At 72.9% G+C, this 22003-nt stretch carries 20 protein-coding genes; 7 read left to right on the top strand and 13 right to left on the bottom strand.

Annotated features, from left to right (window positions below; genetic code table 11):
- Nucleotides 1-132: 132 nt before the first annotated feature.
- A complete protein-coding gene (locus tag ACF1AL_RS36400) occupies nucleotides 133-966 on the bottom strand; it encodes a 5,10-methylenetetrahydrofolate reductase (protein ID WP_386585106.1) in 834 nt (277 codons plus the stop codon).
- A 2-nt stretch (nucleotides 967-968) separates the two neighbouring features.
- Nucleotides 969-2639 (bottom strand): choline dehydrogenase, encoded by a 1671-nt coding sequence (gene betA, locus ACF1AL_RS36405; protein ID WP_391698521.1) that lies wholly within the window; start codon nucleotides 2637-2639, stop codon nucleotides 969-971.
- Between the two features lie 158 nt (nucleotides 2640-2797).
- Here betA and ACF1AL_RS36410 point away from each other — a divergent pair, with 158 nt between their 5' ends.
- Entirely contained in the window at nucleotides 2798-3595 is a 798-nt protein-coding gene (locus tag ACF1AL_RS36410) for an IclR family transcriptional regulator (RefSeq protein ID WP_366837357.1), read from the top strand.
- A 169-nt stretch (nucleotides 3596-3764) separates the two neighbouring features.
- On the opposite strand, the gene ACF1AL_RS36415 is transcribed toward ACF1AL_RS36410, so the two are convergent.
- The 5 genes from ACF1AL_RS36415 to ACF1AL_RS36435 form a co-directional block, all read right to left on the bottom strand.
- Entirely contained in the window at nucleotides 3765-4898 is a 1134-nt protein-coding gene (locus tag ACF1AL_RS36415; RefSeq protein ID WP_391777666.1) for an aromatic ring-hydroxylating dioxygenase subunit alpha, read from the bottom strand.
- A gap of 170 nt (nucleotides 4899-5068) precedes the next feature.
- Nucleotides 5069-6229: an NAD(P)/FAD-dependent oxidoreductase gene (locus ACF1AL_RS36420; RefSeq protein WP_391828588.1), complete on the bottom strand. Its 1161-nt coding sequence runs from the start codon at nucleotides 6227-6229 to the stop codon at nucleotides 5069-5071.
- Nucleotides 6226-6588: a bifunctional 3-phenylpropionate/cinnamic acid dioxygenase ferredoxin subunit gene (locus ACF1AL_RS36425; RefSeq protein ID WP_366837353.1), complete on the bottom strand. Its 363-nt coding sequence runs from the start codon at nucleotides 6586-6588 to the stop codon at nucleotides 6226-6228. Before ACF1AL_RS36425 ends, ACF1AL_RS36420 begins: the two co-directional genes overlap by 4 nt.
- Nucleotides 6589-6852: 264 nt before the next feature.
- Complete coding sequence (locus tag ACF1AL_RS36430) at nucleotides 6853-7485, bottom strand: MBL fold metallo-hydrolase (RefSeq protein ID WP_391828590.1); 633 nt, start codon at nucleotides 7483-7485, stop codon at nucleotides 6853-6855.
- The gene (locus ACF1AL_RS36435) at nucleotides 7485-8570 is read right to left on the bottom strand and encodes an S-(hydroxymethyl)mycothiol dehydrogenase (protein ID WP_384205300.1); all 1086 of its coding nucleotides are present in this window, start codon (nucleotides 8568-8570) and stop codon (nucleotides 7485-7487) included. The genes ACF1AL_RS36430 and ACF1AL_RS36435 overlap by 1 nt, the downstream gene beginning before the upstream one ends.
- 212 nt (nucleotides 8571-8782) lie before the next feature.
- Between ACF1AL_RS36435 and ACF1AL_RS36440 the strand changes: the two genes are divergently transcribed.
- Nucleotides 8783-9967, top strand: a complete 1185-nt coding sequence (locus ACF1AL_RS36440; protein ID WP_391828592.1) for a hypothetical protein — start codon at nucleotides 8783-8785, stop codon at nucleotides 9965-9967.
- 431 nt (nucleotides 9968-10398) lie between these two features.
- Here ACF1AL_RS36440 and ACF1AL_RS36445 read toward each other — a convergent pair whose 3' ends face one another.
- From ACF1AL_RS36445 to ACF1AL_RS36455, 3 genes are all read right to left on the bottom strand, one after another.
- Nucleotides 10399-11286 (bottom strand): N,N-dimethylformamidase beta subunit family domain-containing protein, encoded by an 888-nt coding sequence (locus ACF1AL_RS36445; RefSeq protein ID WP_391828594.1) that lies wholly within the window; start codon nucleotides 11284-11286, stop codon nucleotides 10399-10401.
- Between the two features lie 34 nt (nucleotides 11287-11320).
- The gene (locus ACF1AL_RS36450) at nucleotides 11321-11494 is read right to left on the bottom strand and encodes a hypothetical protein (protein WP_391828596.1); all 174 of its coding nucleotides are present in this window, start codon (nucleotides 11492-11494) and stop codon (nucleotides 11321-11323) included.
- Nucleotides 11495-11566: 72 nt separating this feature from the next.
- Entirely contained in the window at nucleotides 11567-12211 is a 645-nt protein-coding gene (locus ACF1AL_RS36455) for a CatB-related O-acetyltransferase (protein ID WP_391698506.1), read from the bottom strand.
- A 296-nt stretch (nucleotides 12212-12507) separates the two neighbouring features.
- Between ACF1AL_RS36455 and ACF1AL_RS36460 the strand changes: the two genes are divergently transcribed.
- The 3 genes from ACF1AL_RS36460 (at nucleotide 12508) to ACF1AL_RS36470 (ending at nucleotide 14954) form a co-directional block, all read left to right on the top strand.
- Complete coding sequence (locus tag ACF1AL_RS36460) at nucleotides 12508-13236, top strand: GNAT family protein (protein WP_366837347.1); 729 nt, start codon at nucleotides 12508-12510, stop codon at nucleotides 13234-13236.
- Between the two features lie 68 nt (nucleotides 13237-13304).
- Nucleotides 13305-14399 (top strand): PP2C family protein-serine/threonine phosphatase, encoded by a 1095-nt coding sequence (locus ACF1AL_RS36465; protein ID WP_391821918.1) that lies wholly within the window; start codon nucleotides 13305-13307, stop codon nucleotides 14397-14399.
- A 171-nt stretch (nucleotides 14400-14570) separates the two neighbouring features.
- Nucleotides 14571-14954, top strand: a complete 384-nt coding sequence (locus ACF1AL_RS36470; protein WP_391828598.1) for an ANTAR domain-containing protein — start codon at nucleotides 14571-14573, stop codon at nucleotides 14952-14954.
- A 91-nt stretch (nucleotides 14955-15045) separates the two neighbouring features.
- Here ACF1AL_RS36470 and ACF1AL_RS36475 read toward each other — a convergent pair whose 3' ends face one another.
- A complete protein-coding gene (locus ACF1AL_RS36475; protein WP_391828600.1) occupies nucleotides 15046-16002 on the bottom strand; it encodes a helix-turn-helix transcriptional regulator in 957 nt (318 codons plus the stop codon).
- Nucleotides 16003-16284: 282 nt separating this feature from the next.
- Between ACF1AL_RS36475 and ACF1AL_RS36480 the strand changes: the two genes are divergently transcribed.
- On the top strand, nucleotides 16285-16638 hold the full coding sequence (locus ACF1AL_RS36480) for an STAS domain-containing protein (RefSeq protein WP_391828602.1): 354 nt from the start codon (nucleotides 16285-16287) through the stop codon (nucleotides 16636-16638).
- 389 nt (nucleotides 16639-17027) lie between these two features.
- Nucleotides 17028-19010, top strand: coding sequence for a beta-N-acetylglucosaminidase domain-containing protein (locus ACF1AL_RS36485; RefSeq protein WP_391828604.1), 1983 nt, complete (start codon nucleotides 17028-17030; stop codon nucleotides 19008-19010).
- 70 nt (nucleotides 19011-19080) lie between these two features.
- Here ACF1AL_RS36485 and ACF1AL_RS36490 read toward each other — a convergent pair whose 3' ends face one another.
- Together ACF1AL_RS36490 and ACF1AL_RS36495 are read right to left on the bottom strand one after the other, a co-directional pair.
- Nucleotides 19081-19563: a (2Fe-2S)-binding protein gene (locus ACF1AL_RS36490; protein WP_384205313.1), complete on the bottom strand. Its 483-nt coding sequence runs from the start codon at nucleotides 19561-19563 to the stop codon at nucleotides 19081-19083.
- Between the two features lie 9 nt (nucleotides 19564-19572).
- Entirely contained in the window at nucleotides 19573-21903 is a 2331-nt protein-coding gene (locus ACF1AL_RS36495; RefSeq protein ID WP_391828606.1) for a molybdopterin cofactor-binding domain-containing protein, read from the bottom strand.
- Between the last annotated feature and the right edge of the window lie 100 nt (nucleotides 21904-22003).

Here is a 22003-nt window from a genome sequence, read left to right on the forward strand (position 1 = left end):
GGTGGAACACCCTGACCGAACCTGCGGACACCCGTCAAGAGGTCTGCGGATGCCGGTTTGCCGGGCGGACAAGGGGTCCCCGACCGCGCGTCACACACAGGGGGCGCCCGTGTGTCGCGCCGGTGACGTGCTTCAGCCGAGGCGGTCGAGCAGGGCGCGGCGCCACCGCTCGGTCTCCGCGATCTGGTTGAAGGTGAACAGGTGCAGGCCCGCCACCCCCGCCGACGGCGCGGTGAGGGCCGGCGCGGCGCGGGAGAGGAGCTTGTGCGGCGTGTACCCGCCGGGTGCGGCGAACCGTACGAACCACGCGGCGTGCCGGGTGAGGAAGCGCGTCGACTCCCCCACCCCGATCTTCGTCGCCATGGCGAGCAGCTTGGCCCGCTGCACCGGCCCGGCGACGCCGACGTACACCGGCAGGGTGACCTCGCGGCGCCGTATACGGGCGATCCAGTCGCCGAGCACGCGGGGATCGAAGCAGAGGTTGCTGACGATGTACGTGGCGTGCGCCCGCTTGTCCCACATCGCCTGGACGGTGATGTCGTCGGGGAGGAGCGGATGGCTCTCCGGGTAGCCGGTGATGCCCGTCCGCGCGAAGGGCGCGCCCAGTTCGCTCAGCCGGCGCAGCACCGGCAGGGCGCCCTGGTAGGGCCCGGCCGGCGGGTCGGCGTCGCCCGCGGGCACGAAGACGTCGTCGACGCCGGCGGCGCGCAGCCGCTCGGCCACGTCCTTCAGGTGCGTGTCGTCCCGCAGCAGCCGGGCGGGCACGTGCGGGACGACCCGGAAGCCGTGGGCGGCGAGGCGCTCGGTGAGCGCGAGCGTCGGTTCCAGTCCCTTGACCGGCGACGCCGTGACCGTGACCACGACGTCGCGCGGGACATGGGCGAGGACCTTCTCCTCGGTCGTCCTGGCCGGCAGCACCTCGTAGCGCACCCGGCCGAGCAACGACCGCAGGGCCTCGGCGGACACGGTTACCCGGCCTGCTTCTGGGCGTCGCGGTGGCGGTAGTAGGCGGCCTTGGAGGGCTCCAGCGGCTCCTTGCCGAGGATGAGGTCGGCGGCCTTCTCGGCGACCATCATCACGGGGGCGTAGATGTTGCCGTTGGTGACGTAGGGCATCACCGACGCGTCGACCACGCGCAGGCCCTCCATCCCGTGCACCTTCATGCTGAGCGGGTCGACGACCGACAGGTCGTCGGTGCCCATCTTGCAGGTGCACGAGGGGTGCAGGGCGGTCTCGCCCTCCTTGGCCACCCAGGCGAGGATCTCCTCGTCGGTCTCGACGGACGGGCCGGGCGAGATCTCGCCGCCGTTGTAGGGGGCGAGCGCGGGCTGGCCCAGGATCTGCCGGGCGACGCGGATGGCCTCGACCCACTCGCGGCGGTCCTGCTCGGTGGAGAGGTAGTTGAAGCGCAGCGCGGGGTGCACGCGCGGGTCCCGGCTCTTGATCTTCACCGAGCCGACGGCGTCGGAGTACATGGGGCCCACGTGCACCTGGTAGCCGTGGCCGCCGGCCGGCGAGGAGCCGTCGTAGCGGACCGCGACGGGCAGGAAGTGGAACATCAGGTTGGGGTACTCGACGTCGTCGTTGCTGCGCGCGAACCCGCCGGCCTCGAAGTGGTTGGTGGCGGCCGGCCCCTTGCGCATCAGCCACTGCAGTCCGATGAAGGGGGCGCGCCACTTCGCCATGTACGGCTGCATCGACACCGGCTGCTTGCACGCGTACTGGACGTAGACCTCCAGGTGGTCCTGGAGGTTCTCGCCGACGCCCGGCAGGTCGTGGACGACGTCGATGCCGAGCGCGGACAGCTCGGCGGCGTTGCCGACGCCGGAGAGCTGCAGCAGCTGCGGGGAGTTGATCGCGCCGCCGCACAGGATGACCTCGCCGGCCCGGACCTGCTGCGGCGCGCCGCGCCCGCGCCGGTACTCCACGCCGACGGCGCGCTTGCCCTCGAACAGGACACGGGTGACGAAGGCGCGCGTGGTCACGGTGAGGTTGGGCCGCTTCATGACGGGCTTGAGGTACGCCTTGGAGGCCGACAGCCGGCGCCCGCGGTGGACGTTGCGGTCGAACTTGGCGAAGCCCTCCTGCCGGTAGCCGTTGACGTCGTCGGTGGGGGCGTAGCCGGCTTCCTCGGTGGCCTTGAGGAAGGCGCCGAACAGCGGGTTGGCGGCCGGGCCGCGCTCCAGGACGAGGGGGCCGTCGTGGCCGCGGAACTCGTCGTCCGGGTCGGCCGCCAGACAGTTCTCCATCCGCTTGAAGTACGGCAGGCAGTGGGCGTAGTCCCAGGTCTCCATGCCGGGGTCGGAGGCCCAGCGCTCGTAGTCCATGGGGTTGCCGCGCTGGAAGATCATGCCGTTGATGCTGCTGGAGCCGCCGAGCACCTTGCCGCGGGCGTGGTAGATGCGGCGGCCGCCCATGTGCGGCTCGGGCTCCGACTCGTACTTCCAGTCGTAGAAGCGGCTGCCGATCGGGTAGGTCAGCGCCGCCGGCATGTGGATGAAGACGTCCCAGGGGTAGTCGGACCGGCCCGCCTCCAGGACGAGGACGCGGTTCGCGGGGTCCGCGGAGAGCCGGTTGGCCAGTGCGCTGCCGGCTGATCCACCGCCGACGATGACGAAGTCGTAGTGAAGGGGAGCCATGGTGCCTCGTCTCACTCGGTCGCGCCGTTCGGTACGCGACGGATGCTAGTACGGGTATCGCTATGCGCACCAGGTTGCGAACAACGCAACTTGCAAGGTCTTTGGTGTCGGTCACAGTTCCTTGCGGGCGTGTTGTTTACCGCGCGTATAGTTCCGCTATGAGCAACTACAGTCCGGATACCGAAACAAACGGATCGCCGTCCGGCGGTGTGCAGTCCGTCGACCGCGCCATCAGCGTCCTGGAGATCCTGGCCCAGCGGGGCGAGGCGGGCGTCAGCGAGGTGGCCGGCGAGCTGGATGTGCACAAGTCGACCGCGTTCCGCCTGCTCGGCGCCCTGGAGGCGCGGGGCCTGGTGGAGCAGGCGGGCGAGCGCGGCAAGTACCGGCTCGGCTTCGGCATCGTGCGCCTGGCGGGCGCGGTCACGGGACGCATCGACATCACCCAGCAGGGCCGGCCGGTGTGCGAGCGCCTGGCCGAGGAGATCGGCGAGACGGTCAACATCGCCGTCATGCAGGAGCACTACGCGATCAACCTCTACCAGGTGCGCGGCACGGCCGCCGTCACCGCCCACAACTGGGTCGGCCAGCTCACCCCGCTGCACGCCACCTCCAGCGGCAAGATCATGCTGGCGCACCTGCCCGCCAAGGAGCGGGCCGCGCTGCTGACGGAGTCCGGGCTGAAGAAGGTCACCCCGCACACCATCTCCTCCAAGACCCGCCTGGAGAAGAACCTCGCCCAGGCCCGGGAGCGCGGATACGCCTGGACCCTGGAGGAGCTGGAGATCGGGCTGCACGCGATGGCCGCCCCGATCCGCGACCGGGAGGGCCGGGTCATCGCCTCGATCAGCGCCTCCGGGCCCTCCTACCGCTTCACCGAGGACCGTATGCACGAGCTGGCTCCGGTGCTGGTCAAGGGTGCGGAGGAGATCAGCCACCGGATGGGCTACCTGGGCTGAGCGCCCGGCCCGCCGGCCGCGCACCCTCCCGGGCCGCCCGTTCGCCGGTCCGGCCACCGCACGCCCTCCCGGGCCCCGGTCCGGGGCACGACCGCCGCACGGCCCGCGTACGCCCCCCGCGCGGGCCACGGGCGGTCCCCGCCGGCCGGCCGCCTCGGCGGGCCCTGGTTCACTGCGGCTGCCGCGTGCCGAGCCGCTCGTGCACCCACTCGTGGAAGGCGCCGATGTGGTGCTCGCTGGGCACCAGCACGCCGCCCTTGGCGTACAGCCGCGAGCTCATGCCGGGCTGGGTGCGCTCGCAGGCGTCGAAGTCCTGGCGGTTGACCCGGTCGAACAGCTCCACCGAGCGGCTGACGTCCTTGCCGCTCTCCACCACGCCGGGCAGGTAGAGCCAGTCGCACTCGACGATCGTGCGGTCCACGGCGACCGGGTACATCCGGTGGAAGATCACGTGGTCGGGGACGAGGTTGATGAAGACCTGCGGCTTGACGGTGATCGCGTAGTAGCGCCGGTCCTGGTCCTCCGACACGCCCGGGATCCGGTCCAGCCCCTCGGAGCCGTCGACGGTGAAGCCCTTGACCTCCTCGCCGAACTCCGCGCCGTGCCCCACGTAGTACTGAGCCGCGTAGCCGTCGGCGAACTCCGGGAGCACCTCGGTCAGTTCGGGGTGGATGGTGGCGCAGTGGTAGCACTCCATGAAGTTCTCGATGATGAGCTTCCAGTTCGCCTTCACGTCGTAGACGATCCGCTTGCCCACCGCGAGATGGTCGATGTCGTAGGCCTCGATCGCCTGCACGTCGCCGAGGCGCTCGACGACGGCGCCGATCACGTCCTCCTCGAAGGACGGCGGGTTCTCCGCCAGGCACACCCACACATAGCCGAGCCACTCCCGCACGTGCACGCCGACCAGGCCGTACTCCGTGCGGCCGACGTCGGGCATCTTGGTGAGGTTGGGCGCCGCGACGAGCTTGCCGTCAAGGTCGTAGGTCCAGGCGTGGTAGGGGCACTGGAAGGCGCGCTTGACCTCGCCGGTCTCCTCGGTGCACAGCTTGGCGCCGCGGTGCCGGCACACGTTGAAGTAGGCGCGGATCGAGTGGTCGCGGGCGCGGGTGACGAGGATGGACTCGCGGCCCACGTCGACCGTGCGGAAGGCTCCGGGCTTTTGCAGGTCGGAGGCGCGCGCGACGCAGAACCACATCGCCTCGAAGATGCGCTCCTGCTCCAGGGCGAAGAGCTCCGGGTCCGTGTACGAGGAGCCGGGGAGGGTGGCGATCAGGCTGTCCGGCAGGCTGGTCGAGGTCACGGTGCACTCCTCGGGAGAACGTCGTGGGTCGGTGGGTCACGCGCCGGGAAGAGCGACTTCCGACGGCGTCGGACGAGAAGCGTGGTGCGGGGACGAGCTGCGCTGGCGTTGTGTATTAAGAAACGCTGCGTGTGATGTGCAACGCAGCATCGGCGGTCGCGCGAGGGCTGTCAAGAGGTCGCGGCGAGCTGCTTGCGCCAGCGGGTGAACAGCCGCGGCTGGTTCATCCCGAGCGCCGCGACCGGCATGCCGGCCCGGCGGTAGACGGCCAGGAAGCTGCGCTCCCGCGGGGAGCCCTCCTCGACCGTGACGGTGTCCGCGCCGGCCGCGTGGCCGACGAACTGGATCTTCACGCCGTACTGGTCGGACCAGAAGTACGGCGGCCGGGGCAGGCCCGGCTCGCGCGCGCCGTACGCCAGCAGGGTGGCCACGGCGGCGTCGGGCCGCTCCAGCGCTCCCGTCCAGTGCTCGACCCGGCGGTGGGTCCCGCTGCGCGGGTCGTACCAGTTGGCGCAGTCGCCTACGGCGACCACCCCGGCGAGCGTCGTGCGGCCGTCGGCGCCGCAGGTGACGCCGTTGCCGAGGGCGACGCCGGAGCCCTCGAGCCAGTCGACGCAGGGGGTGGCCCCGATGCCGACGACCACGATGTCGGCGGGGACGGTGCGCCCGTCCTCCAGCAGGACGGCCTCGACCCGGCGCTCGCCGCTCAGGCCCTTGACGCCGACCCCGCACAGCAGCCGTACGCCGTGGTCGGCGTGGAGGGCGGAGACGACCGCGCCCATGTCCGCGCCGAGCGGGCCGGCCAGCGGGGTGGGCGCCGCCTCGACGACGGTGACGTCGAGGCCGAGGGCGTACGCCGTGGAGGCGACCTCGGCGCCGACGAATCCGCCGCCGATCACCACCAGCCGTCCGCCGAGGGCGAGTTCGTCGCGCAGGGCGCGGGCGTCGTCCAGGGTGCGCAGCGTGTGGACGCCGGCGAGGCCGTCCGTGCCGGGCAGGGTGCGGGCGGCGGCGCCGGTGGCGAGGACGACGCCGTCGGCGCGGACCGTGCGTCCGTCGGCGAGCCGGATCGCCCGCTCGGTGCGGTCCAGGGCGGTGGCGCGGGTGCCGAGCACCCACTCGGCGTGGAGCTCCTCGTCGTCCCGCTCCAGGGCGAGGTCCGCCTCGCCGAGGGTTCCGGCCAGGAACTCCTTGGACAACGGGGGCCGGTCGTAGGGGCGGTGGGGCTCGTCTCCGATGACGACCAGCCGGCCGTCGTACCCCCGCTTCCGCAGCGAGCGCGCGGCCGACAGACCGGCCAGGGAGGCGCCCACCACGGCGACCGTCCTCACGCGGGGCCTCCGGCCAGGCGGGCGGCGACGCACGGCGGCAGGTTGGGCGCGTCGGTGGACAGCCGGACGAAGATCATGCCGTCCTCGACGACGACCTCGTGGGTGCGGACCGGGAGCTTGGCCGGCGGGGCGTCCACGGCTCCGGTCCTGAGGTCGAACTTCGAGGCGTGCAGCGGGCATTCGACCTCGCAGCCCTCCAGCCAGCCGTCGGCGAGCGAGGCGTCCTGGTGGGTGCAGGTGTCGTCGATGGCGTAGAGCTCGCCGTCGTCGGTGTGGAACACCGAGACCGGCGGGTCGATGTCGAGCCGGTGGGCCTCGCCTCGCGGCAGATCCGCGAGACGGCACGCGGGAATCATCATGACACCTCGGTGCGTATAGCGAAACGGATTGCGATTAGCGCAACGTCAGTCTGCGGGCCGCCGAGAAGCGTTGTCAAGGCATTCACCGTCCCGGTTGCGCGGGGTCGCCCGGCGTTCTCCGGGCATGCCGAAGCGCCCGCGAAGCCGCAGGTCAGATGGGGTGGGGAGAAGAAGACGGGCGCGCCGGCGGGGCGCCTCGCGCGGTGCGGCGACGGCCCTGCCGCCGGAAGCCGGGGCAGGGCCGCTGGGACGCCGTGGGGCGGCTCAGAAGCCGCGGTCGATCCACTCCTGCAGATGCGGCGCCTCGGCGCCGATCGTGGTGGTGTCGCCGTGCCCGGTGTGCACGACGGTCTCGCCCGGCAGGGCGAGCAGACGCTCACGGAGGGAGTCGATGATGGTCGGGAAGTCGCTGTACGACCGCCCCGTCGCGCCCGGACCGCCCGCGAACAGGGTGTCGCCGCTGAACAGCGCGGTGAGACCGGGGGCGTACAGACAGACCGCTCCGGGGGCGTGCCCCGGGGTGTGCAGCACGGTCAGCTCGGTGCCCGCGACCGTGATCCGCTGCCCGTCGGCGAGTTCACCGTCCGGCTTGCGGTCCGGGTGGGTCTGCTGCCACAGCGGCAGGTCGTCCGGGTGCAGCAGGATCGGGGCGCCGGTGCGGTCGGCGAGCGCGGGCGCGGCGTCGATGTGGTCGTTGTGCGCGTGGGTGCACACGATCGCGCGCAGCGTCCGCCCGCCGAGGGCCCGTGCGATGGCGTCGGCGTCGTGGGCGGCGTCGATCACGACGGCCTCCTCGTCGTCGCCGACGATCCACACGTTGTTGTCGACGTCCCAGGTGCCGCCGTCCAGGGAGAACGTCCCCGAGGTGACGAGGCGCTCGATGCGGGCGCCGGCCATCAGAAGACCACCACCGAGCGCAGGACGTCACCGTGGTGCATGCGCTCGAAGGCCTTCTCGACCTCGTCCAGCGCGATGGTCTCGGTGACGAAGGCGTCCAGGTCGAGCCGGCCCTGGAGGTAGAGGTCGACGAGCATCGGGAAGTCGCGCGAGGGCAGGCAGTCGCCGTACCAGGAGGACTTCAGCGCGCCGCCGCGGCCGAAGACGTCCAGCAGTGGCAGCTCCAGCTTCATCTCCGGCGTCGGGACGCCGACCAGCACCACGGTCCCGGCCAGGTCGCGGGCGTAGAAGGCCTGCTGGTACGTCTCGGGGCGGCCGACCGCCTCGATCACGACGTCGGCGCCGAAGCCGCCGGTCAGCTCGCGTACGGCCTCGACCGCGTCGGCCGACTTGGAGTTGACCGTGTGGGTCGCGCCCAGCTTCTCGGCAGTGGCCAGCTTGCGGTCGTCGATGTCCACGGCGATGACCTTGGAGGCGCCCGCCAGCTTCGACCCGACGATCGCCGCGTCGCCGACGCCGCCGCAGCCGATCACGGCGACGGTGTCACCGCGGCCGACGTTGCCGGTGTTGATGGCGGCACCGATGCCCGCCATCACCCCGCAGCCGAGCAGGCCCACGGCGGCCGCCGACGCGGCCGGGTCGACCTTGGTGCACTGACCGGCCGCGACCAGCGTCTTCTCGGCGAAGGCACCGATGCCGAGGGCCGGCGAGAGCTCGGTGCCGTCGGTCAGGGTCATCTTCTGCTTGGCGTTGTGCGTGTTGAAGCAGTACCAGGGGCGGCCGCGCAGACACGCACGGCACTGGCCGCACACCGCGCGCCAGTTCAGGACGACGAAGTCCCCGACGGCCACGTCGGTGACGCCCTCCCCCACGGCCTCGACGGTGCCCGCCGCCTCGTGTCCGAGCAGGAAGGGGAAGTCGTCGCTGATGCCGCCCTCGCGATAGTGCAGGTCGGTGTGGCAGACGCCGCAAGCCTCGATCTTGACCAGGGCCTCGCCCGGGCCGGGATCGGGCACGACGATCGTTTCCAGACTGACGGGGGCACCCTTGCTGCGCGCGACGACAGCACGGACCTGCTGAGCCATGACCACTCCTCGGCTGACAGAGGATCGAGAACGTTGCCTATTGCGGTACGCATCTCGTATTTCGCAACACAGCATCGCGGAGAGGGGGGCGGGGGTCAAGAAGCCGGAGGACGGCGAGCTGCCCGAAACGGCCGCGGCGGAGCCAAGCCCCCTACAGCGAGTGAACCCAGGGCCTAAGCTCAGGCGTTCGATCACTTCTGAGGAGCTGTCACTTGATCAAGCTTGGCACGGTCACGCCCCCGCTGCTCTCGGGCGCCACCCTCGCCTCCGCCGCCAGCGTCGCCCAGGCGGTCTTCTGGGAGTCCGTCGACCAGTACTGGTACGTGTGCCAGCCGGACGACACGGCACAGGACATGGACCGCCTCACCGTCTCCCGGCTCACGGCCGACGGCGCCCTGGTCGACAAGATGGTCGTCGGCCGGGCCGGGCACGGGGCGAACCTGGGCGTCGAACGCGACGCCACCGGCGTCTGGCTGTGGCTGGACGGCATGCCGAGCGGCGGCTGGGCCACGGCCCTGGCCCGCGTCCCGTACGTGCCGAACGGCACCGCCGACGCCTCCGACCCGTCGGTGGTGCGCACCCCGCGCACGGGCGTGTACCGGGTCTCGGCGACCGTCGACCCGACCCGGCGGCAGCTGATCTTCCGCTGGCAGTCCAACGACGCCGCCTCGCCCGAGGCGACCGGCGGCATCGACCGCTACGACCTCGCCGCCGCGGCCGGCGGCCGGTTCACGCCGCTGCAGACCCTCGCCTACGGCGCCTCCGGCAAGACCCTGCAGGGCTACACCAGCCTGGGCGACCACGTGTACCACCTCTACGGCGACCAGGGGCAGGACAACGTCACGGCGACCTGCACGGACTGGGCCTCCGGCAGCCTGCTGCAGTCGCAGCACATCACCGCCTTCCCCGGCCTGCCCTACCGCGAGCCCGAGGGCATCTGCGTCTACGAGAACAGCCCCGGCGACCCGGCCGCCACCCTCGCCTTCGGCATCGCGGCGCGGACCGACGCCGGGGTGCGCCATCTCAACATGGCGCGCTTCCCGCACCCCGGCACCGACCCGTGGGTGCCCGTCCCCTACAACACCGCGCTGTACAAGCCGAACAGCGACAACTACGTCCCGCAGTACCGGCTCGCCGGCGACCAGGTGTTCCTGCACTTCTCGCTGTCCAAGGCGGACGGCACGGCGTGGGGTCAGGGCGAGACCCTCTTCCAGCTGCCGCTGCGGGCCCGGCCGGACCGCACCCAGCGCCTGCTCGGCGTGGTGAGCGGGGCGGCCGTCACCGGCGACACGATGGCCGTCCGCTTCGAGGTGACCCCCGACGGCAAGGTGAGCGTCTGGGACGAGCGCACCCTCGCGGGCTGGATCGGCGGGGACGTCAGCTTCTGGGTGTGCTGAGGAGGGGGGCCGCGTGGGCTTCCAACCCCGGTTACTGACGTGGGGCCGCGTCGGCTTCCAGCCCGGGTTACTGACCGGGAGCCGCTGTCGGCTTCCGGGGCTGCCGGCGGGCGGTCGGGGCCGGTTCCGGGGCTGGTGAACGGCTGCCGTGTCGGTGTCCGGGGGTGCTGACGGGCGGCCGACTCGGATTCCGGGGCTCCTGAATGGCTGCTGCGTCGCTGTCCGGGGCGGTCGCCGGGGGCCGGTGTCGGCGTTTCGGGGCCGCCGCGCAGCGACCCTGAGGCCCCGGAACCTTCGAGTGTCGGCCCACGGCGGACATCGGCCTCCGACGGCCCCGAACCCGGGCTCGTCGGCGTCGGCCGGTCAGGGACCGACGCCGGCGCTCGGCGGCGTCGAGGGGCCCGGCTCTTCCGCGCCGACCGACCGGTCCGTCAGTTCCCTCGCGTGCCGGCCGCGGCGGTCAGGACGCGGTCGAGGTGCCGGGCTGCGGCCTGGCGCGCCGCGTCGTCGACGTGCCCGGGCTCGCTCAGCCGCAGCGGCCGGGACAGCACCGTCGCTCCGGGCGCGCGGCCCACCGCCGCACGCGTGCGGCCCGGCCGGCGGGCGGAGGCGGCCGCGCCGACCAGGACGACGGCGGTGTGGCGGTCCGCCGCCACTCGGCCTGCGCGCAGGTCCTCTTCCGTCGCGTACGCGACGTCGTAGCCGGCCGCCTCCAGCCACCGCGACGCGCTCGTGTCCGTACCGAACTCCTCGGGCAGGCCGAGCCCCGGGTGCGCGGCGCGCGTGGTCCCCAGCGGCACGACCACCAGGACGTCGGAGACCCGCGCGGGATCCCGCACCACGAACGGGGCGTAGGAGCGGAATCCCCCGGCCGTGGTCAGCACGGCGAGGAAGATGCCGGACACCCAGTCGCCGGGCACCGTCGTCCGCCACATCCGGTCCACGGGGACGTCGGCGGCGGTGAGCAGGTGCCGGGCGCGTACCCCGTCGTAGTGGCCGAGGCGGTAGATCTCGACCGTGCAGGTGCGCGCGACCCGGGAGGACAGGCGCAGCCCGAGGGTCTCGCCGGGGGCGACGGAGGCGGTCGTGGCGTACCCCTGGATCTCGGGCCGCCCGGCGCTCACCCCGCGCGTCTCGCGGCGGCCCACGCACCAGTCGTCGGAGCCCGGGGCGCGGTTCTCGCGTACCACGGGGTTGTCGCCGGTCCGCGGTGCGGGCAGCGCCCGGGCCGGCCCGGCGGCCACCCCCTGCACGCCGCCGGCGACGGCGGCCGTGACTCCGGCGGCGCGCAGCACCGTACGACGGGAAAGCTCCGACATGGGTCGACCTCCGGACCGGGTTGTCATGGAGCGATCATCGTACGGTGATCACCAACCCGAAACCGATCAGTACGGCCCCGGTGGCCCGCCCGAGCAGGCGGCGCACCCGGGGCCGCCCGAGCACGTGCCCCGCCCGGGCGAGGAGCGGGACGTAACCGCCCAGCCGGACGAGGGTGATGACGGCGTGCAGGAGCACCAGGAGCGCCATCCCCCACGCCTCCGGGAGGCGGCGGGCACCGTCGCGTGACGGTCCGCGCCGGGTCCCGGACACCGCCTGCGGTCAGGGCCTGGGCGGGGCCGCGGCCACGAGGTCGTCGACACTGCCCGACATGATCGTCCGCACATGTGCGGTGATGTGCTCCAGCGGCCAGTCCCACCAGGCCACGTCGAGCAGCCGGGCGACGTCCCGCGCGTCGTAGCGGGTGCGCAGCAGACGGGCCGGGTTGCCGCCGACGATGCCGTAGTCGGGCACGTCACCGGTGACCACGGAACCCGCGCCGACGATCGCGCCGTTCCCGATCCGGACACCTGGCAGCACCGTCGCGCCGTAACCGAACCAGACGTCGTGGCCGACGACCGTGTCGCCCCGGTTCGGCAGGCCGGTGAGCAGGTCGAAGTGGTCCGCCCAGGAGCCGCCCATGCTGGGGAAGGGGAACGTGGAGGGTCCGTCCATGCGGTGGTTGGCGCCGTTCATCAGGAAGCGCACGCCGGTGCCCAGCGCGCAGAACCTGCCGATGACCAGTTTCTCCGGCCCGTAGTGGTAGAGCACGTTGCGGGTCTCGAAGGAGGTCGCGTCATCGGGGTCGTCGTAGTAGGAGAACTCCCCGACCTCGATGAGCGGCGAGGTCACCAAGGGCCTGAGCAGGACCAGCCGCGGCTGCCCGGGCAGGGGGTTGAGGACGGTCGGATCGGCGGGCACGGGCATGATGAGCGGTCCTCGCGGTCGGGTCGTCGGTGACCGGCCCATGATCGCCGACGAGGACCGTGCGCGACATCGGTTTCCCGCCGCGCGGGCGGCTGCCCGATACGCCCGGCTTCCCCTGCATGACCAGCGACGACAACCCAGCGCGCGCCTTGCGGATTCACGTCATCGGGCCGTCTACTGTCCTTCACGTCCTCGTTGCTCGTACAACGGGACCTCTGACGCATCCTGTCTCCCTCCCCTTCGCACCGGGCCGCCGGTGACGGGAGGGCCCCCATCACCAGAAAGACCGAAGGTCCGTGCCCGTTGCCGTCGTTCTCACCGGTCGCCTGACGCGGCTGGAGCCCCTCGCGACGCACCATGTCGAGGGTCTGGCTCAAGCCGCAGCCGAGGACCGCAGCTCCTATGCGTTCACCCCCGTCCCGCACGGTCTCGACGGCGCCGCCGGCTACGTCGACCGGGCCCTCGTCGAGCAGGCGGCCGGCCGGGCCCTGCCGTTCGCCGTGGTCCGGGCTGCCGACGGACGCGTCGTCGGGGCGACCCGCTTCCTCGAACTCGACTACTGGCAGGGCCCCCTGGTGTGGCCGGCCGTGCCCGGGCGACCCTACGGCGACCCGCTGACCGCCGTGCCGGACGCCGCCGAGATCGGCAACACCTGGCTCGCCGCGCAGGCGCAGGGCACGGGCATCAACACGGAGGCGAAGCTGCTCATGCTGCGGCACGCCTTCGAGACGTGGCGGCTGCGGCGCGTCTCTTTCCGCGCCGACGCCCGCAACCTCCGCTCGCGCGCCGCGATCGAACGCCTGGGCGCCACCGGCGAGGGCGTCCGCCGGGCCCACTCCCGCGGGCTGGACGGGGTCGTGCGCGACACCGCGTTCTACTCGATCCTGGACGAGGAGTGGCCCGCCGTGCGCGCCATCATCGAGCTGCGGCTGGCCGCGGGGCGCACCCGGCCAGCGCTCGGTGTCGTGCGGGGCGAGGGCGGTCCCCAGCCGGGCGGCCTGGACGACCGGCTCGTGCCGGCCTGACCGGGCCGCGGCGGAGGGCCCTCGCCTGTGGTGGCGGCGGGGCCGAGGTGAGATCATGACGTGTGCCCCTGCAGGAGTTGCGGCGTACCGGATCCGGGCGGGCACTGGTCCTCATCCCGATCGGGCTGGTCGTCGCGGTGTGCGTGGTGGACGTCCTCGTACCGGAGGACGTCCACCTGGGTCCCCTGCTGGTGGCGGCGCCCGCGCTCACGGCCGCGTTCGCCGGCCCCCGGCTCACCGCCCTGATCGGTCTGCTGGCCGTCGCGGCCCAGGTCTTCATCGGGGTCGCCCGGGGGGCCATCGGCACCGAGAACCTCGCCCTGCAGATCGGTGCGCTCGTCCTGGTCTCCGCGCTCGTCGTCGTGTTCTGCCTGTTCCGGGAGAGACGTGAGCGCCAGCTCACCGAGAGCCGTACGGTCGTCCAGGCGGTGCAGGAGGTTCTCTTCCCGCCGCTGCCCGAGCGCAGCGGCCCGCTGGAGATGGCCTGTCTCTACCTGGCCGCGCAGGACGAGGCGACGATGGGCGGCGACCTGTACGCGGCCGCGCGCACCCTGGACAGCACCCGGCTGCTGATCGCGGACGTACGGGGCAAGGGCCTGCCGGCGATCGCCCATGCCGCGCTGCTGCTCGGTGCCTTCCGCGCGGCGGCGCACCGCCGGCCCACCCTGCCCGGGCTCGCCCGCCACCTCGACGGCAGCATGCGCTGGGAGTCCCGCCAGTGGAGAGCGCCGGGCGCGCCCGACACCGAGGAGGCCTTCGCCACCGCCCTCGTGCTGGACCTGCCCGACGCGGAGCCCGTCGTCCACCTCGTGGTGTGTGGGCACCCGTCGCCGTTGCTCTTCGGCGACGGACGGGCGCGGCCGCTGCCGCTGCGGCGCATCGCGCCGCCGCTGGGCCTGGGCGCTCTCGCCGACGACGGTGACTACGCCGTCGAGTCGTTCCCGTTCCGCGCCGGTGAGGTACTGCTGCTGTACACCGACGGCATCCTGGAGGCCCGTAACGCGCGGGGCGGCTTCTTCCCGCTGTCCGACCGCGCGGACGCCTGGGCCGGGGAACGGCCGAAGGACCTGCTGCGCCGCCTGCGCGAGGACCTGGTGGCGCACACGCACGGCCGCCTCGCCGACGACGCCGCGGCGGTGACGATCAGGCGGCTGCCCGTGTGAGACGGCCCGAGGTGCGGAACCCGGTGGCCGCCGGACGCTCTCGTCCGGCGCGGGCTTCGTTTTCCGGACTGTCGGGGCGCCAGGATTTCGTTTTGTGCGTTCCCCCTCCCGTCCTGCCGGGGCAGAAGCAGGCTGACCAGCCCTTTCGTCCCTGTCAGGAGCAGCGCCGTCATGACCGAGCACGAGGACCAGGTGCACCAGGACCCGGCACACGAGGATGTGCCGAACGAGGACCAGGTGCGCCGGATCGCCGCGCTGCAGGAGGAAGTGGAGCAGTTGAAGCAGGCCGTCGTCTCCCATGCCGTGGTGGACCAGGCCATCGGGGTGGTGATCGCCCGGGGCCGGCTCCCTCCCGAGACGGCCTGGGACGTGCTGAAGGAGGTCTCCCAGCACACCAACACCAAGCTGCGTGAGGTGGCGGAACACATCGTCCAGTGGCCGCACTGCGCGTGGCTGCCCCCGGAGATCGGCCACGCCCTGTATCTGGCGCTCAAGCGCAGGACCGAGGAACGCCGCGCCGAGGACATGGGCTCAGCCCGACGCGGGGCAGGTTGATGCGAGGCAGCCGGACGCGGGGGCGCAGCCCGACGCAGCACCCAGGACGCGGCGTGCCCTCGGCCGCGGAGCGCGGCCGCGCGTGAGCGGGTCAGCCGCGCAGGGTGCGCGACGGGCTGGTGCCGTAGACCTCGCGGTAGAGGGCGGCGAACCGGCCGGGATGCGCGAAGCCCCACCGCGCGGCGATCTGCCCCACCGTCCTGTCGCCCCCGGGGTCGGCGGCCCGCAGTTCCTGGTGGGCGTGGGCGAGCCGGACGCGGCGCAGATAGGCGAGGGGCGTGGTGTCGAGGTGGCGGCGGAAGGCGTACTGCAGGGCCCGGACGGTGACATGGGCCGCGGCGGCGATCTCGGCCACGGTCAGCGGCTCGTCGGCGTGGTCCTCGATGTACGCGACGGCCCGCCGCAGCGTGGCCGAGTGGGCGTCGGTACGGTCCTGCGCCGTCGCGTCGGTGCGGGCGGTGTTCGGGAAGGCGGCGAGGACGGCGGCCGCGAGCAGCTGGGCGCCGGCCGAGGCGACCAGGGGTTCGGCGGCGGTCGCCGGGTCGGCGAGGACGTGGTCGCGCAGATAGACGATGGTGCTCTTGAGCCGGTCGGCGGCGGCCGGCGAGTGCGGCCGGTGGCCGGTCAGCCGGACGGGTTCCAGGGACGGCCCGGGGCCGGCGGCGGCCACCTGGTCCAGCAGGGCGGGGTCCAGCATCGTGATGTTGTAGCGGGCGCTGCAGATCCGCCCGGCGTACGGCAGGTCGGGGGGAGCGAAGAGCACCATGTCCCCGGGGCCGAAGGCGTCCCGCACCCCCTGGAACACGTGGTCCTGGACCGTGCCCTCGTGGACCATGCACAGGCAGATCCGGCCCAGGGGCGTCACGGCGTAGCTCATGTCGAACCCCAGGTCGAGCTCGTCGACGCTCACCGACGGCATGGCCGTACGGCGGATGTGGGCCCGGCTGTCCTCGGGGGTGTTGCTGCCGATGGTCATGCGGGCGTAGGCCCGGCACAGGAAGTCCTCGGTCTCCTCCAGGTCGTGGCTGTCGAACACCAGTGAGTCCATCGCGTCACCGCCCTGACCGAATGAGAAGACGTGCCACACGCCCGGCGGGACGCCACACGCGCGTGGTCGGCCGGGCCTGCACTTGCGACGCTACCCCGCCCGTGCGCGATCACACGGCCGGGGGTGTGACGTTTGCCGCTTTCCGCACGGATCTCCGGATGTGACCGCGCTCCCGGGTCTGGCGCCGGGTCTGTGCGGGGAAACATCAGGCGAGCAGCGTCGCTGCTCCGGGACCGCACGCACCGCCGGCGGCCGGGGTGGGAGTCAACCGAAGGAGCCACCGTGAACGACGAGGTGTGCATCCGGGTCACGGAGGAGGCCGGCCATCTGCCGGTGGTGACCGTGACCGGTCCGCTGGACCTGTACAGCGGACCCCGGCTGTACCGGCAGGCCACTCGGGCACTGGAGCGGCATACGTCGCTGATCCTGGACCTGGCCGGCGTCACGGTGTGCGACTCCTCCGGCCTGAACGCGGTGCTGCGCCTGTGCCGGCGCGCCCGTGAGGCCCGGGGCCGCCTGCTGCTGGTGTGCCCGCCGGCACTCCTGGAGCGGATCATGCCCCTCGCCGGCCGGGACAGCGCCCCGGTCGTCCACGCCAGCGTCGCGGAGGCCCGCACCACGCACCTCGCGGCCTGAGCCACGCACGGGACCTCGAGGTGCGGTGCCCTGGGGCGCGCGGCGCCCGGCGCCTTCGGTGACCGCCGTGGGGTGCGCGGCCCGGCGGTGCGGGGTGCCTCCCCCAAGCACTACGTGCAGGGGGTACCCCCAGCGCCCACCCGTGCCGCCCCAGCGGCACGACTGCCCGCAGCTACGGCGGGTACGGCAACCGCCCCGCGCGGCTGCGCGGTCCGAGCCGCGGCCCGGCGGCGGGCGCCTTGTCGTACGGCGCGCCTTGCCGTACGGCGGGGGTGAACCTGGTCGTTCAAGTGGCCCCTTCACCGGACGACGCCCCCTTGACAGTGGACAGCAATTCCGCAGTAGCCTTTCGGAATTCCCAAGAGGTCTAGACCACGGAGGTGCTGCCCATGGCAAGGCTCGCAAGACGCGGAATCACCGGTGCGGTGTTCACCCTCGCCGGCGCGTTCGCCCTCGGCGCGCTGCCCGTCGCGCCCGCTTCCGCCCGGCCGGCGTCCGCCGTGACGCGGCCCCTGCCCCCGGTGTCGCCGACGCCCCAGAGCCTGTCCCGGGCCGGCGGCGACGCCGTGCTCACCGGCCGCGTCGCGCTCGTGGTGGACGACGCCACCGACTCCGCCGCCCGCGATCGCCTCGTCGAGGAGGTACGGGGTCACGGCGTCGACCGGGTCGACATCGTCACGCCCGACAACGTTGCCCGCGTGCCCGCCGGCGTGCTGACGATCCGCCTCGGCCCGGCCACCCGGCCCGACATCGCCCGCGCCCTCGGCTCCACCCCCGTGCCCCGGCACGCCGAGGGGTACGCCCTGCGCGTCACCGGCGGCCCCGCGGCCCGGGCCGGCATCGCGCTCGGCGGCACCGACGCCGCCGGGCAGTTCTACGCCGTCCAGACGCTGCGCCAGCTCATCGAACCGGCCGGCACCGGCTGGCGGGTGGCCGGCGCCCAGGTCAGCGACTACCCCTCGATGCCCCTGCGCGGCACCATCGAAGGCTTCTACGGCATGCCCTGGACGCACGCCGAACGCCTGGACCAGATGGACTTCTACGGCGACGTCAAGGCCAACACCTATGTGTACGCGCCCAAGGACGACCCCTACCACCGCGACAAGTGGCGCGAGCCCTACCCCCAGGCGAAGCTCACCGAGCTGGGACAGCTCGTCGACCGGGCCCGCGCCAACCATGTGCGCTTCACCTTCGCCGTCTCCCCCGGCGGCTCCATCTGCTACTCCGCCCCGGCCGACCGCGCCGCGCTGAAGGCCAAGCTCCAGGCCCTGTACGACCTGGGCACCCGCGCGTTCTCCCTGCCGCTGGACGACATCAGCTACACCAAGTGGAACTGCGCCGCCGACCAGCAGGCCTACGGACAGCCCGGCCGCGAGGCCGCCGCGAAGGCCCAGGTCGACCTGCTCAACGACATCCAGCGCACGTTCGTCGCCACGCACCCGGGCACCCAGCCCCTGCAGACGGTCCCCACCGAGTACGGCGACCTCACCGACACCGCCTACAAGCAGACGATGCGGGCCACCCTGGACCCCGCCGTCGTGATCATGTGGACCGGCACCGACGTGGTGCCGCCCACGATCAGCAACGACCAGGCCGACGCCGCCTCGAAGCTCTTCGGCCGCAAGGTGTTCGTCTGGGACAACTATCCGGTCAACGACTACGGCAACACCCGCGGCCGGCTCCTCCTCGCCCCCTACGACAAGCGTGAGGCGGGCCTGTCCGCCCATCTGTCCGGCGTCGTGGCCAACCCGATGAACCAGCCGTACGCCAGCATGGTCGCCGTGTTCGGCACCGCCGGTTTCACCTGGAACGACACCGCCTACGACGCCCGCGCGAGCTGGCCGCGGGCCCTGTCCTACCTCGCCGGCGGCGACCGCCGGGCGACCGTGGCCCTGCTCGTCTTCGGCGACCTGGAGCACATGGCGCCCACCTTCGGGGCCACCCCGTGGCAGCCCCAGGCGCCCGAACTCGCCCGCCGGATCGCCGCCTTCTGGGCGGACTGGAACGCGGGCCGGCGCACCGAGGCGGTACGGGCGCTGCGCGCCTACGCCGAGCGCGTCGAGCAGGCCCCGGACGCCATCCGGGCCGGCGCCGTGCGGCAGGGCTTCGTCACCGACGCCGCCCCCTGGCTGGACGCCACCCGGCTGTGGGGCCGCGCCATGGTCGTCATGCTGGACGCGCTGGGCGCGCAGACCGCCGGTGACCCGGCCCGGGCGCAGTCGCTGCTCGCCGAGTCCCGGGACCTGCAGACGCAGGCGCACGCCGTGCGCGTCCAGCCCGCCCGCAACACCTGGGGCAGCGCCGAGCCGAAGGTGGGCGACGGCGTCCTGGACACGTTTCTGACGGCGGCGGCCGGGCAGGTGCGGCCGTAGGAACGGGCGCGTGCGACCGGGCCGGCGGGCGGTCACCCACCGCCTGCCGGCCCGGTTCCCCGCGCGGGACTCAGCCGTCGTACTTCTTCGCTCCGGCGACGATGGCCTCGCGGATGCGGTGGTAGGTGCCGCACCGGCAGACGTTGCGGATCTCGTCGAGGTCGGCCTCGGTGATCTCCCGGCCCTCGGCGCGGGCCTGGCGGACCTTGGCGACGGCGGTCATGATCTGCCCGGGCTGGCAGTAGCCGCACTGCGCGACGTCGTACTCCAGCCAGGCCTCCTGCATCGGGTGCAGGTCGCGGCCCACGGTGGCGGGCAGACCCTCGATCGTGGTGATCTCGTCGTCCGCGCCGACGGCCCCGACCGGCACCGAACAGGGGTTGAAGGCCTTGCCGTTGATGTGGCTGGTGCAGGCCTGGCAGACGCCGAGGCCGCAGCCGTACTTCGGGCCGGTGACGCCGAGGACGTCCCTCAGCACCCACAGCAGGCGCACGTCGTCCTCGATGTCGACGGTCACCCGCTCGCCGTTGAGGATGAAGGTGTGTTCGGGCACGGGGCTCTCCTAGTGGGCGCGGTCGAGGCCGTCGGTGGGGGACGCGGGGATCGGCGGGGTGGTGGGCAGCGGCTCGAAGCCGAGCGGCCCCGCGTGGTTGACCGGGAAGGTGGTCGGCATGGTGCCGGTGGCGCGGCCGTAGGCGCAGGCCACGGCGGCCGCCGCGCCCGCCACGGCCAGCTCTCCGGCCCCGCCGGGCTCACCGGTGGTGGGCGGCATGACGACGATCTCCAGCTCGGGCGGGGTGTTCCACTGCCGGGTGTAGAAGTAGTTGTCCCAACTGCCCTCGAGGAAGTGCCCGTTGTCGAGGTGCAGTCCCGAACTGAGCGTGATCGCGATGCCGTCCATGATGCCGCCCATCATCTGCGCCTGCAGTCCGCGCGGGTTGACGGCCAGGCCGACGTCGACGGCGCACACGACCTTGGTGACGCGCGGGCCGGTGTAGCCGTCGCGGACGGTGCGGCCGGTGGTCTGCGGGCGGCAGTCGATCTCGGCGAGGACGGCGACCCGGGCGTGGTACTCGGGGTGCAGGGCGATGCCCTGGGCGGTGCCCGCCGGCATGGCGCGGCCCCAGTTCCCCACCTCGGCCACCTTGTCGAGCACCGCCCGGCCCCGGTCCTCCTTGAGGAACTCGCGGCGGAACCGGTACGGGTCCTTGCCCATCCGCCGGGCCAGCTCGTCCACGACCAGCTCCTGCGCGCAGCGCACGTTGGGCGAGTAGATGTTGCGCATCGAGCCCGTGGGGAAGCCCTTGTCGGTCTCGCCGAGCAGCTGGGTGACGACACCGAAGTGGTAGGGGGTCTGCTGGGTGAGCGCGAAGATGGTCTCGGAGAAGGTGAGGTCGCCGACCGGCAGCGAGGCGGCCTCGGCGGTGATGATCTCGCCGACGCCGTGGCCGAAGTCGGTGGCCACGGAGGTGTGCCGCTGGTCGTAGGTGAGCACCTGGCCGAGCGCGTAGGTGGCGCGCACCCGGGAGGTGGCCATGGGGTGGGTGCGGCCGTGCCGGAAGTCGTCGGTGCGGTGCCACATCAGCTTGACCGGCTTGCCCATCGCCTGCGAGATCTCGGCGGCCTCGGCTGCGGCGTCGTGGAAGAGCTTGCGGCCGAAGGACCCCCCGCCCTCGGTGACATGGACCTTCACCGCAGTGGCGGGCAGCCCCAGCCGTGCCGCGATCTGCTCCTGGGCGGTGATCGGGGCCTTGAAGCTGCCCCAGATCTCGGCCGAGCCGGGTCGTACGTCGGCGATGGCGCAGTTGGTCTCCAGGGCGCTGTTGCTCGCGAAGTGGAAGGTGAAGCGGGCGTCCACCGCCTTGGTGAGCAGGTCCAGGGCCGGGAGCGGGAGTTCGGCCCGGCGCAGCTCGTCGTGGACGGTGGCGTCGCTCTTTCCCTCCGCAGATCCCGGTCCCCAGGACACCTGCAGCGCGCGCACGGCGTCGATGCACTGCCCGAAGGTGCGGCCGCGCACGGCCACGCCAAAGGAGACGGTGACGACGTCGGTGATGCCGGGCATCGCCCGCACCCGGTCGAGGTTGGCCACGGAGCGGACCGTGCCGTTGATCGTCGGCGGCCGGCACACCATCGTCGGCAGGGCGCCGGGGACGTGCAGGTCCATGGCGAACCGCTTGCGCCCGGTGACCGCCGCCAGCGCGTCCACACGCCGCTGCGGGGTGCCGATGACCCGGAACGCGTCGGCGTCCTTGAGGGCGACCGTCACCTGAGCGGTCGTCACCGCCGCGGCCTTCTGCGCCAGATCGCCGTAGGACAGGCTGCGTCCGGTCGCCGACGACACGACGGCGCCGGCCTTGGTGGTGAGGGTGTCCAGACTCTCCCCGAGTTCGAGTGCCGCCGCCCTCAGCAGCCGGCCGCGGGCCACGGCGGCGGCCACACGGATCGGGGTGAAGGTCGAGATCGTCGTGTTGGAGCCCCCGGTGAGCTGGTTGAACAGCAGCTCCGGCCGGGCGTCGGCGAGCGTGACGTGGATCCGCTCCAGCGGCAGGTCCAGTTCCTCGGCGATCAGCATGGCGCTGGAGGTCGTGATGCCCTGCCCGACCTCCGCGCGCGGCAACGCGAAGGACGCCGTGCCGTCGGCCTCGATCCGGATCGTGATCAGGTTCGCGGTCGGCAGGGTGGCGTGGGTGAGCATGTCGTTGAGGTCGTAGATCTCCGCCGGCCCCGGCAGCGAGGGCACGGCCGCCGCCTCGGCGGGAGCCAGCGCGGCCTCGCCGAGTTCCGCGGCGACGGTCAGGGTCGAGGCGGCCAGCACATAGCCGAGGAATCTGCGGCGCCCGATCCCCGCCGGGCCGCCGGGCCGCTCCTCCGGGTCCCTCACCTGTCCTGCCACAGCGTCTCCTTCGCTCCGCCACCACGCGCGCACACGACTTGTGCACACGACCTGCGCGCACGCCTCACGCGTGCGGCCGCCGGGCGGCACCCTGCCGGTG

The organism is Streptomyces sp. NPDC014801, from assembly GCF_043082085.1.
GTDB lineage: Bacteria > Actinomycetota > Actinomycetes > Streptomycetales > Streptomycetaceae > Streptomyces.

Bases quoted from the DNA above. Each gene is read 5' to 3' on its own strand.
- betA (WP_391698521.1), bottom strand. From the start codon at position 2,639: ATGGCTCCCCTTCACTACGACTTCGTCATCGTCGGCGGTGGATCAGCC.
- ACF1AL_RS36410 (WP_366837357.1), top strand. From the start codon at position 2,798: ATGAGCAACTACAGTCCGGATACCGAAACAAACGGATCGCCGTCCGGC.
- ACF1AL_RS36425 (WP_366837353.1), bottom strand. From the start codon at position 6,588: ATGATGATTCCCGCGTGCCGTCTCGCGGATCTGCCGCGAGGCGAGGCC.
- ACF1AL_RS36430 (WP_391828590.1), bottom strand. From the start codon at position 7,485: ATGGCCGGCGCCCGCATCGAGCGCCTCGTCACCTCGGGGACGTTCTCC.
- ACF1AL_RS36435 (WP_384205300.1), bottom strand. From the start codon at position 8,570: ATGGCTCAGCAGGTCCGTGCTGTCGTCGCGCGCAGCAAGGGTGCCCCC.
- ACF1AL_RS36445 (WP_391828594.1), bottom strand. From the start codon at position 11,286: ATGTCGGAGCTTTCCCGTCGTACGGTGCTGCGCGCCGCCGGAGTCACG.
- ACF1AL_RS36450 (WP_391828596.1), bottom strand. From the start codon at position 11,494: ATGGCGCTCCTGGTGCTCCTGCACGCCGTCATCACCCTCGTCCGGCTG.
- ACF1AL_RS36455 (WP_391698506.1), bottom strand. From the start codon at position 12,211: ATGCCCGTGCCCGCCGATCCGACCGTCCTCAACCCCCTGCCCGGGCAG.
- ACF1AL_RS36470 (WP_391828598.1), top strand. From the start codon at position 14,571: ATGACCGAGCACGAGGACCAGGTGCACCAGGACCCGGCACACGAGGAT.
- ACF1AL_RS36475 (WP_391828600.1), bottom strand. From the start codon at position 16,002: ATGGACTCACTGGTGTTCGACAGCCACGACCTGGAGGAGACCGAGGAC.
- ACF1AL_RS36485 (WP_391828604.1), top strand. From the start codon at position 17,028: ATGGCAAGGCTCGCAAGACGCGGAATCACCGGTGCGGTGTTCACCCTC.